The following is a 10,875-nucleotide window of genomic DNA, read 5'->3' as shown; positions in this document are numbered from 1 at the left end:
GGATCAGAGCGCTAGCGGCAGCACTTGTCCTGCCCCAGGCGTCCTTGGCCTTGTGCGCCGCGTCGAGCGCCGCCTCGATGTCCCTGGCGTCCGACCGCGCGACCTCGCCCAGCGGCCCGCCGGTCACAGGTGATATGTTCTCGAAGTATTTTCCAGATAGTGGCGCCACCCATTTGCCGCCGATGTAGTTGTCGTAGCGCTTGGCGAAGGGAACCTTGGCCGTGCGGGAAAATTCCACCTTGTTCATTGTCTGCCTCCCAGCAAAACAGCGGCACGGAATGTGTCGCGTCGCGGGAGACAGTTGCGGATGCCTTTTGGCTTGTCAGCCCGGGGCCAACCGATCATGGCCGCCGAGTGTCGCAGAACTGCGACAGGTCAGGTCCAGGAAATCAGTGCGCGCGGTGGATGCCGAAACGGGCGAGCTTGCGGTGCAGCGTGGCGCGCGAAATGCCGAGGCTCTGGGCCGCAGCGGAAACATTGCCGCCGGCGCGCGCCATCGCGCGCTGCACCACTCCGCGCTCGGCATCGTCCAGATCTTCCCCGGCCCTCACAGAGTCGCCGAGGATATCGGCCGCGAGCAGCCCCTTGGCCAAGGCTTCGCGAGTTATGCCGAGCGCGCAACGGGCCGAGCGCGTCGCGCCGATCACCAGATCGTCGGCATCGATGGCGATGAGCGCCCCGGTGTTGCGCTCGCCGACCGGGGCAAGCAGGATGCGGGCGTTGGAATAGACCATGCGGAAATTCTCGGCCTCGATGCGGCGGGCGGCGTCACCCACCGCAACAGCGATCAGCTGGACAAAGCCTTCCGTCAGATCCGACCGGCACGACGACACGTCGAGCGCCGCCGCTAGATTGCCTTCGTGGTCGTAGACCGGCGCCGTCGTGCAACTGAGCAAAGTGTTGCGCGAGAAAAAGTGCTGATCGCGATGGATGGTCAGCGCCCGCTGGTCGGCGATGCAGGTGCCGATCCCATTGGTGCCTTCACTGTCCTCGCTCCAGACCGTGCCGGTCCAAAGCCCCCATTCGTCGAATGTCTCGTCGTCGGCGACGGCGCCCCTGCGTTCGACGGGGATGCCGTCGCGGTCCGCCAGCATCACGCAGCAGCCAACGCCCCCTACGGCGAGATAGAGGCGATTGAGACTTGCCTCGGCGGCGCGGACCAATGGCTCCATGCGCTGCCGGGCCCCTCTCAACTCGCCTTCGGTCAATCGCCTGGGGGCCTTGCGCTCGGCTGGATCGAGACCGTGCAGTTGGAGAGAACGTCGCCATGAGGCGACCAGTGCCGAATGGGCCGCGCCGCTTCTGGCGATCGAGGCCTGGACAAGATCTGCATGCACGACTGATTGCCGACCGATCAACCTGACCCTCCCGTAAGCGGGACCTCCTCCCGCTCAGTCGTCACGTTGGCTAGAAAATATTCGACACCCAAGGCAGTTCAGCTTTCGATATAGAACGCTGACCCCGACACGTATTGATTTTGCGCAATTCGGGACGGAAAATCGCTACGCAATCGTTCCAGAATTGCTCTGGCGTTCTAAAGGTGGCTGCCGGCCGGCGCCATTGGACGTTGGTTCAAGGCGGATTGGCGAGGTCCTGTCGAAGCTCAGTTCGCCCCGGCCTTCTTCGGCTTGCTGGAGCCGATCATCTTCCAGTTCTTGTAGAACAGGGAATTGATGCGTTCGACGCTGACCGAAACGATGGCGAGCAGGCCGGCGATGAGGCCGGGGAACGGGGATGGACGGATGATGTCCATGAAGACGCAGTAGCGGCGCCCGTCATACTCGTTGACCGAACGGTGCAGCAGCGTGTCGTCGAAAATGTAGAGCGGATTGTCATGCCAGTAGTTCCTGGCGTCGTTGCACTCGACGAAAATCTCGGCCTTCACCGGCAGCAGGTTGTAGAGAATGCGCAGGCTGAGCCGAAGCGGGCCGAAATGCCAGGACGTCGACTCCTTGCCCCTGAAGACCGACACGGCGATGGTCTTGATGTATTTGAAATCCTTGTTGAATTCCGGCACGTTGTCGATCTTGTGCTTGCCGTACCATTGATAGACATACATGCCGCGCCGGCCGGTGCCGAAATTGGCGTCGATATCGGCGATGATATCGTCCTTGCGCGCCTTAAAGACGTCGAGAACCTCGTTGACCTCGCGCTGGTAGTCGGCGGGAAACTGCTCCAGCTTCCAGACACCCGGGTTCCTGAAGCAAAGCAGGTCGACCAGCAGGTTGAAGGGCGACAGCAGCCAGGTGAAGAGGCCGTTGCCGAGAAAATAGCCGCGGAACAGCGACAGGTCCTTGTTCTTGTTGCGCAGCACGTCGATCAGGCCGCAAACGATCCAGATCGTTGTCAGGATCGGGATGAAATAGAAGCCGAGCGCGAGAAGCGGAATCGCAATCGCTGCCTGACGGATGGTCTTTCGAGCTTGCCTTGTCATTTTATTCCCCGCGGGGAGCGCGATCCCGTTCGCTTGAGTGCGCCAAAGTCACGGCAGCAACCCCCGCAGCCGTGCGCCTTGATAGGATTTTTTGCTTCGCCACACAACGGCAATCATGGCGGTGCCGGCGGGGCGCCGGTGCCGCTCATGCCCGTCAGATCGCCTTGTCCACGCCACGGGCAGGCCGAGATCGTCCCATTTCTCTTTCATTGCTGACCAGGAACTCGAAGCCGATGACGCTGTCACCGTCCCCGGCCGGCCCGCATCTGAATTTCAGCCCGTGCCAGCTGCCGCGGCTGCGGAAGGCGGCACCTTCGGCGGCGACCGAGCCCCACACTCACTCTTGACCGCAGCAGATTGCATGAAAAAAGCCCCGTTTCCGGGGCTTTTTTATCGTCAGGGCTATCAGCCCTTGCGCGGCAACTGCGGCACCAGGCTACGCTTGCCGCCATCCTTGCCTTTCGGCTCCGGCTTCTGCGCCACCGCCTTCTTGGCCACCGGCTTCTTCGCAACCGCCTTGCGGGGCTTCGGCGCTTCCTCCGGCTCTTCCTTCTTCGGCTTCACCGGAGCCTCGTCAGCCAGCGACTCGAGTTTCAGGCCGGTCTCGCCGGTTTCCTTCTTCTCGACGGTGACGCGCACCGTGCCGCCCTTCTTGAGCTTGCCGAACAGCACCTCGTCGGCCAGCGGCTTCTTGATGTGCTCCTGGATGACGCGGCCAAGCGGCCGCGCGCCCATGCGCTCGTCATAGCCCTTGTCGGCCAGCCAGGCGACCGCATCCGGCGACAGGTCGAAGGTGACGCCACGCTCGGAGAGCTGAGCCTCGAGCTGCATGACGAACTTCTGCACAACCTGGTGGATGACAGGCACCGGCAGCGAGCCGAACGGGATGATCGCATCGAGACGGTTGCGGAACTCCGGCGTAAACAGCCGGTTGATCGCCTCGACATCGTCGCCTTCGCGCTTGGTCGAACCGAAACCGATCGCCGCCCGCTGCGCATCTGACGCACCCGCATTGGTGGTCATGATCAGGATGACATTGCGGAAGTCGATCTGCTTGCCGTTGTGGTCGGTCAGCTTGCCATGGTCCATCACCTGCAGCAGGATGTTGAACAGGTCGGGATGCGCCTTCTCAACCTCATCGAGCAAGAGCACGCAGTGCGGATGCTGGTCGACACCGTCGGTGAGCAATCCGCCCTGGTCGAAGCCGACATAGCCGGGAGGCGCGCCGATCAGCCGCGATACGGTATGACGTTCCATGTATTCCGACATGTCGAAGCGGATCAGTTCGACGCCGAGCGAGGCGGCGAGCTGCTTGGCGACTTCCGTCTTGCCGACGCCGGTCGGGCCCGAGAACAGATAGGAGCCGATCGGCTTTTCGGGTTCACGCAGGCCGGCGCGCGCCAGCTTGATCGCCGACGTCAGCGCGGTGATGGCGGTGTCCTGGCCGTAGACGACGCGCTTCAGCTCGATGTCGAGACCCTGCAGCACCTTCTCGTCGTCGGCCGAAACCGTCTTCGGCGGGATGCGCGCCATGGTGGCGATCGTGGCTTCGATTTCCTTGATGCCGATGGTCTTCTTGCGCTTGGCTTCGGGCACCAGCATCTGCGAGGCGCCGGTCTCGTCGATCACGTCGATCGCCTTGTCCGGCAGCTTGCGGTCGTTGATGTAGCGGGCCGAAAGTTCGACCGAGGCCTTGATCGCCTCGCTGGTGTAGCGGACCTTGTGGAACTCCTCGAAATAGGGCTTCAGGCCCTTCATGATCTCGATGGCGTCCTCGATGGTCGGCTCGTTGACGTCGATCTTCTGGAAGCGCCGCACCAAGGCGCGGTCCTTCTCGAAGAACTGGCGGAACTCCTTGTAGGTGGTCGAGCCGATGCAGCGGATGGCGCCCGACGACAGCGCCGGCTTCAGCAGGTTCGACGCGTCCATGGCGCCGCCTGACGTGGCCCCTGCCCCGATCACGGTATGGATCTCGTCGATAAACAGCACCGCGCCGGGATAGTCCTCGAGTTCCTTGACGACCTGCTTCAGCCGCTCCTCGAAGTCGCCGCGATAGCGCGTGCCGGCGAGCAGCGTGCCCATGTCGAGCGCGAAGATAGTGGCGTTGTGCAGCACCTCTGGCACGTCGCCCTCGACGATGCGCTTGGCCAGACCCTCGGCGATCGCCGTCTTGCCGACGCCGGGATCGCCGACATAGAGCGGGTTGTTCTTGGAGCGGCGGCACAGCACCTGGATCGTGCGGTTGATCTCCGACTCGCGGCCGATCAGCGGATCGATCTTGCCGGCCTTGGCCTTGTTGTTGAGGTTGATGCAATAAGCAGTCAGGGCGTCCTGCTGCTGCTTCTTCTTGCCGTTCTCCTCCTGCGGCTCGGCGCCGTTCTGGCCGCCCTGCTCGTCATCGGCGCCGCGCGGGGTGCGGTTCTCCGAGGCGCCGGGGCGCTTGGCGATGCCATGCGAAATGTAGTTGACCGCGTCGTAGCGGGTCATCTGCTGTTCCTGCAGGAAATAGGCGGCGTGGCTCTCACGCTCGGCGAAGATCGCGACGAGCACGTTGGCGCCGGAGACCTCCTCGCGGCCGGACGACTGTACATGGATGACGGCGCGCTGGATGACGCGCTGGAAACCGGCGGTGGGCTTGGAATCCTCGTCATAGCCGGTAACGAGGTTGTCGAGCTCGGTGTCGATATAGGTGAGAACCGTGTGCTTCAATTCGTCGAGGTCGACGTTGCAAGCGCGCATGACGGCGGCTGCCTCGGTGTCGTCGATCAGGGCGAGCAGCAGGTGTTCAAGGGTTGCATATTCATGATGCCGCTCATTGGCGAGCGTCAGCGCCTGATGTAGCGCCTTTTCCAGGCCTTGGGAGAAAGCCGGCATGTTACCTCACTTCTTCTCCATCACGCATTGCAGCGGATGCTGATTCTGTCGGGCGAAATCCATGACCTGGGACACTTTGGTCTCGGCCACCTCGAATGTATAGACCCCGCACTCGCCCACTCCATGATTGTGAACATGAAGCATGATGCGTGTGGCGGCTTCGCGGTCCTTCTGAAAAAAACGCTCCAGCACGTGAACCACGAATTCCATGGGCGTGTAGTCGTCGTTGAGGATGAGCACCCGGTAGAGACTGGGCTTCTTGGTCTTGGTTTTGGTGCGCGTGATCACGGCCGTGCCGCGACCGGCCCCGTTGCCGTCGCCGTCACTCTGCATCCGCACCACGCCTGCCGTGGCAGTCAAACCGGTCGTCACGTAGTCCTGCCTCTTTCGAATCCCCATGCGAGTTCGACATGTAGGTGTTCGATGGACGATTTTAAGCCCTTCTGTTTAGCTGACAATATGGCTAGGTGGGCAAACTTCAGCGATTTTCGCAATCGTGAAGGTGGCTAGGGCGCCAGATCGAAGCGGGCATGAAAAAACCCGGCCGCGCATCCGCGACCGGGTCTGTCTTGCAGGCCGGCTGGCCTAATTTCAGTGCCTTGCGGCGAAAATTACTTCGCCTTGGCTACGATCGATTCGAACGGCTTGTAGGCTTCCTTGGCGAGTTCGGCATAAAGGTCGCCGATCTTGGCGGCCTCGGCGACGAAGCTCTCGTAGCTCTGCTTGGCGTAGTCGGACTGGATCTCGATCGCCTTGTCGAACGACTTGGCCGAGAACAGCTTCTCGAACGCGGCGCTGCCGGCTTCGAAGCTCTTCTTGGTGTACTCGCTCGCTTCTGTGGCGATCGCCTGCGCGCCCTTGGTGAGCGAAGCAAAGCTCTTCAATCCGGTGTCGGCAAACTCCTTGCCGAATTTGCTGAAGTCCTCATAGGTCTGGGCCATTTCACGCTTCCCTTCGTGGTTGAAACGCCCATTTGCCCCGGGCGCCCTTGTGCAATGCACCGCAAATATATTGTGCGCTGCACAAAAGTCAAGTTTTTGCCCGTTTGCTGGGCACGGGCGGACGGGAGGAGTCCAAAATTCGAATAAAAAGAGGCTCAAATCGCCAGAAAATGGTGAACGCGGCGGTTACCATAAACGGATTGGTAACGCTGCCCGCGATAGCTTGGCCGGAAGCGAGGCAGGCTCACGCCGCCGCCTCCGGGGCAACGAAATTTCAGGGAAATAGCAGTGCGTCAGGCGTTGTCGGGCTTCGTCTCCAAAACCTCCTCCTTTCTCAAGGCGGTCACGATCGTCGCCCTGGCGATGACCGTCGTCGTCGCGGATGCCGCCTCATCGATGGCGGCGAAATCGGCGGCCATCGTCATCGACGCCAAGACGGGCAAGGTGCTCTATTCTTCCGACGCCAATGGTCGGCGCTATCCCGCTTCGCTGACCAAGATGATGACCCTCTATCTGACGTTCGAGGCGCTGGCGAAGGGTCGGATCTCGAAGAACACGGCGGTGCCGTTTTCTGCCCACGCCGCGGCCGAGCCGCCGACGAAACTTGGCGTCAAGCCCGGCGGATCGGTGTCCGTCGACACAGCCATCCTGTCGATGGTGACCAAGTCGGCCAATGATTCCGCGACGGCGCTGGGTGAGCTGCTCGGCGGCAACGAAGCCAATTTCGCCCGCATGATGACCGCCAAGGCGCGTGCGCTCGGCATGAACGGCACGGTCTTCCGCAACGCCAATGGCCTGCCCGATCCCGGCCAGTTCACCACCGCCCACGACATGGCGATGCTCGGCATCGCGCTGAGGGAGCACTTCCCGCAATATTACGGCTACTTTTCGCAACGCTCCTTCCTTTACGGCCGTCGGCGCATCAATGGTCACAATCGCTTGCTCGGCCGCATCAAGGGCGTTGACGGAATCAAGACCGGCTACACCCGCGCTTCCGGCTACAATCTGGTCTCGTCGGTCAATGACGGCGATCGCAAGCTCGTCGCTGTGGTCATGGGCGGCGCCTCGGGCCGCGCCCGCGACAACCAGATGGCGGGCCTGATCAACGCTTATATGCCGAAGGCGTCGACGCGTGGCGGTAGCGCCCTCATCGCCAAGGCCGGTGGCGGCAATCCGATCAGTGCGCTGGCCAAGGTGCTCCTGCCGAAGCATGACGCGCCGACCCCGGACGAAAAGCCGGCGGTCGAGGAAGAGGCGGTCGTCGCCTCCGCGGACGACAGCGCGCCCGTCGTCGAGGAGACCACGCCGGTCGTCCAGATCAAGAAGGTCAAGACCGTGGCAGTCGCCGCCGTGGTTCCGTCGCCAGCGCCGCAAGCCGTCGCGGCCTACGCCGAGCCGGAACCGGCTGCGGCGGTCGATCCGGTCAAGACCGCTTCGGTCCCCTCCGGCTGGGCCGTGCAGGTGGCGTCCTCGCCAAAGCAATCCGAAGCCCAGGCCTTCCTCGACAAGACGAGCAAGCAGGCGCCGAAGGTGCTGGCCGACGCCGCCGGCTTCACCGTCGCCTTTGAAAAGGACGGCGTCACCTACTACCGCGCCCGCTTCGGCGGCTTCTCGTCGAAGGATGCCGCGTGGGATGCGTGCAACGCTTTGAAGAAGAAGAAGATCAGCTGTTACGCCGTCCAGCAGTAGGTCGGCTTGCAATCTCCCGGGAAATTTTTGCGTCGAAGGAGACTAGTTGTGGTTGGAGAGCAAGACGTCCTTGGCTTCATTGATTCGCGCCGCAAGGAACGACGTGCCGCCGATATCGGGGTGCAGGCGCTGCATCAGGCGGCGGTGCGCCTTGCGGACATCCGCCGCGGCGGCCCCCGCTTCAAGACCAAGGATCTTGTAGGCCTCCTCCTTAGTCATGGCGCCCGCACCTGGCGCAACACCCAGCCCTTCGCCACCGTCCGGCTCAGCGTTTTTGCGCCAGATGGGAAATCGGCCGTCAAGATACGTCTCTAGCAACTGGCGGCTCTCCGGATCGCCGGAGAGCTCACGGTAGAGCTGCTGCAACTCGGCGAGGCTCATCGCGCCAAGCATCTTGCCTTCATGGCGGCCGGCCAGAACGAGCCCTTCCAGTCCGCCGGTCTTGTGATCAAGCTCCATTTCCAGCGCAGCAGTGCGCACGGTGGAACGCCTGCCCGGCGGTGGTCTTGATCCGCTGCGGTTCATACGCACCGAGCCAAACCAGGCGATCGCACCGGCCAGCATCATGCCGCCGATGCCGCTGCGGCCCATGACGAGCAAGGCTGCGCCGGCCAGCGCCAAAAGAACCGGTCCCAATGTCTTCATGCCATCGGCCATTTTCCCCGGATCGGCGCGTACGAAGATCGTGGCGGCGCCGAGGAGCAACAGAAGCAATGCGACCAATGCGATCAGTATGCCCATCAATTTCCGCCGCCCCGCAAATGCTCGATCATCAGCCGATCTTCCGGCCTGCCCCTGGCTTCCAGTGCCGTCAGCCCGCCGGTGGCGAATACGGCTACCGCTGAAAGCAATCCCGCAAGGGTCGCGGCAGCATGCCGATCAAATCGGAACCAAGCTCCTTTAGACAGCCGCGCAATTTCCTTGAACGCTTTTTCCGCTCCGGAATCATGGCCTTCCTGGAAAATGAAGACTGGCACGCCATGCAGACCGAGGCTGCCGGCCTTGCTGGTGAGATCGTCGATGCTCTCTTCCATGGCATCGCCGATATAGACAAGCGCATTGACCTTGGTTGCCGCCGTTTCCTTCAACGCGTGGACGAGCACCTTGCTGATCTGAGTATGGCCGGCGCGGCAGTCGATCCGCGTCATCAGCTGCTTCAAAGCATTGGTGTCTTTGACGAAACCGGACGAACGGCACTCGCCGAGACCGCGGAAATAGACCAGTTGGACGCTAAGCGTCCCGAGCTTGCCAACGGCATCGAACATCTCGCCCTGCAGCGCGTTGGCCAGATCCCAGGTCGGCTGCCGGCTCATGGTCGCGTCGAGGGACAGAATCAGCCTGCCCGTGCCGCTGGCAGAAGCGCCAAGGGTTCTCGCCTGCCGGACAAAAGCGTCGATCTCCCCGGCGCTTGATTGAGGCTTGACCGGGGCAGGATCGGCCTTTTGGGGCACGGGCTGCTTGTTGTCGCTCATGAGATTCAAGATGTGGCGCGGCGCCAATGCTTGCAAGTCCCATGTCCGGCGATAGGGAGGGCCAACGCATCGGCGGATCACAAGCAGCGCGGCAGGTATCGTCCGGTCTAAAGCAGGCCCAGTTCGGCCAGCTCCTGCCTGAGCTTCGGAGGCATCTCCACCAGGCCTGCCCTGCCCTTGCCGAGATCGGCCGGCGCGTCGGAGGGTTTGAGATAGCGCCAGCCCTGGAAGGCGCGGCGCGGCTGCCATTCGGTGCGCACGACTTGCGGGTCGAGCATCAGGTGACAGCGGCCGATGCCCTCGTCGTCGGTGAACGGCCGGATCTCGGTGATCAACTGGCGACATTGCACGTTGCCCTTGATCACCCAATAGAGCGAGCCGCCGTCGGTGACTTCGTCGCCACGCGTCGGCACCATGCGGGTGGTGTGCCAGTGCTCGGCCGGCTCGCCGGCGCGCCGCCGCTCGTCGAGGCGAAAGTCGATCCACTCTTCGAGATCCTCGACGCTGTCGCAGCCGACGCAGAGTTTTAGGAGATTGAGAGCCATCGCTTAAGGTTTAGTCCGGCACGCGAAACCGTCAACGGCCCTGCCCGACTTCTCCACAGTGCCAGCATCAGCCGTTCAGCACTCGACGACGTTGACGGCGAGGCCGCCGAGGCTGGTTTCCTTGTACTTCTCGTTCATGTCGAGGCCGGTCTGGCGCATGGTCTCGATCGCCGCGTCGAGTGGCACGAAGTGGGTGCCGTCGCCCTTGATGGCGAGCGACGCTGCGGTCACAGCCTTGACGGCGCCGAGCGCATTGCGCTCTATGCAGGGCACCTGCACCAGCCCGGCGACCGGATCGCAGGTCATGCCGAGATGATGCTCCAGCGCGATCTCGGCCGCGTTCTCGACCTGCTCCGGCGTGCCGCCCATGACGGCGCACAGCCCAGCCGCAGCCATGGCCGAGGCGGAGCCGACCTCACCCTGGCAGCCGACTTCGGCGCCGGAGATCGAGGCGTTCGACTTGATGATGCCGCCGACGGCGGCGGCGGTGAGCAGGAAGTCGCGGATACTCGGCTGGTCGGCTTCGGGATGGAAATGCAGCCAGTAGCGCAGCACCGCCGGCAGCGTGCCGGCCGCCCCGTTGGTCGGCGCGGTGACGACGCGCCCGCCGGCGGCGTTCTCCTCATTGACCGCCATGGCGTAGATCGACAGCCAGTCATTGGCGAGCAAGGGGTTCGGCCGGTTCTGCTGCCACTGTTCCTGCAGCTTGTCGTGCAGTTGCCGGGCACGACGGCGCACCTTCAACCCGCCCGGCATGATGCCGTCCTGCGACAGGCCGCGGTCGATGCAGCCCTTCATGGCGCCCCAGATGGCGTCGAGACCGGCGTCGAGCTCCTCGCGCGACATCTGCGTCTCCTCGTTGACGCGCTTCATCTCGGCGATGGAAAGCCCACTCTTGGCCGCCATCTTCAGCATCTCGA

At 63.0% G+C, this 10,875-nt stretch carries 12 protein-coding genes; 1 reads left to right on the top strand and 11 read right to left on the bottom strand.

The genetic code is table 11. The features are described 5' to 3' along the window. From EN745_RS20000 to EN745_RS19970, 7 genes are all read right to left on the bottom strand, one after another. On the bottom strand, positions 1-247 hold a 247-nt coding region (locus EN745_RS20000; RefSeq protein WP_127422070.1), incomplete at its 3' end, for an aldehyde dehydrogenase family protein. A gap of 142 nt (positions 248-389) precedes the next feature. Beyond that, positions 390-1,337 carry a helix-turn-helix domain-containing protein gene (locus EN745_RS19995; RefSeq protein ID WP_245455467.1) on the bottom strand — a complete coding sequence of 316 codons (948 nt, stop codon included), beginning with the start codon at positions 1,335-1,337 and terminating at the stop codon, positions 390-392. Positions 1,338-1,603: 266 nt separating this feature from the next. Beyond that, positions 1,604-2,434 carry an aspartyl/asparaginyl beta-hydroxylase domain-containing protein gene (locus tag EN745_RS19990; protein ID WP_126054670.1) on the bottom strand — a complete coding sequence of 277 codons (831 nt, stop codon included), beginning with the start codon at positions 2,432-2,434 and terminating at the stop codon, positions 1,604-1,606. A 154-nt stretch (positions 2,435-2,588) separates the two neighbouring features. Continuing rightward, positions 2,589-2,771, bottom strand: a complete 183-nt coding sequence (locus EN745_RS37110) for a DUF930 domain-containing protein (RefSeq protein WP_245487775.1) — start codon at positions 2,769-2,771, stop codon at positions 2,589-2,591. A 68-nt stretch (positions 2,772-2,839) separates the two neighbouring features. Next, positions 2,840-5,308, bottom strand: a complete 2,469-nt coding sequence (gene clpA, locus EN745_RS19980; protein WP_127422069.1) for an ATP-dependent Clp protease ATP-binding subunit ClpA — start codon at positions 5,306-5,308, stop codon at positions 2,840-2,842. Between the two features lie 6 nt (positions 5,309-5,314). Further along, a complete protein-coding gene (clpS, locus tag EN745_RS19975; RefSeq protein WP_189347344.1) occupies positions 5,315-5,641 on the bottom strand; it encodes an ATP-dependent Clp protease adapter ClpS in 327 nt (108 codons plus the stop codon). 278 nt (positions 5,642-5,919) lie between these two features. Further along, positions 5,920-6,249, bottom strand: a complete 330-nt coding sequence (locus EN745_RS19970; RefSeq protein ID WP_127422068.1) for a phasin family protein — start codon at positions 6,247-6,249, stop codon at positions 5,920-5,922. A 288-nt stretch (positions 6,250-6,537) separates the two neighbouring features. Here EN745_RS19970 and EN745_RS19965 point away from each other — a divergent pair, with 288 nt between their 5' ends. Next, positions 6,538-7,938 carry a D-alanyl-D-alanine carboxypeptidase gene (locus EN745_RS19965; protein ID WP_127422067.1) on the top strand — a complete coding sequence of 467 codons (1,401 nt, stop codon included), beginning with the start codon at positions 6,538-6,540 and terminating at the stop codon, positions 7,936-7,938. 42 nt (positions 7,939-7,980) lie between these two features. On the opposite strand, the gene EN745_RS19960 is transcribed toward EN745_RS19965, so the two are convergent. The 4 genes from EN745_RS19960 to EN745_RS19945 all read right to left on the bottom strand — a co-directional run. Next, positions 7,981-8,679 (bottom strand): DnaJ domain-containing protein, encoded by a 699-nt coding sequence (locus EN745_RS19960; RefSeq protein ID WP_127422066.1) that lies wholly within the window; start codon positions 8,677-8,679, stop codon positions 7,981-7,983. Beyond that, entirely contained in the window at positions 8,679-9,410 is a 732-nt protein-coding gene (locus tag EN745_RS19955) for a VWA domain-containing protein (protein WP_127406506.1), read from the bottom strand. Before EN745_RS19955 ends, EN745_RS19960 begins: the two co-directional genes overlap by 1 nt. 107 nt (positions 9,411-9,517) lie before the next feature. After that, positions 9,518-9,955 carry a DUF1489 family protein gene (locus tag EN745_RS19950; protein WP_126054677.1) on the bottom strand — a complete coding sequence of 146 codons (438 nt, stop codon included), beginning with the start codon at positions 9,953-9,955 and terminating at the stop codon, positions 9,518-9,520. 75 nt (positions 9,956-10,030) lie between these two features. After that, positions 10,031-10,875, bottom strand: an 845-nt coding sequence (locus tag EN745_RS19945; protein WP_127422065.1) for an L-serine ammonia-lyase, incomplete at its 5' end; no start/stop codon positions are given.

Source organism: Mesorhizobium sp. M4A.F.Ca.ET.022.05.2.1, assembly GCF_003998845.1.
Classification (GTDB): Bacteria; Pseudomonadota; Alphaproteobacteria; order Rhizobiales; family Rhizobiaceae; genus Mesorhizobium.
Note: the sequence above shows the minus strand (reverse complement) of the source record. Positions and strands in the feature narration are given on the sequence as shown.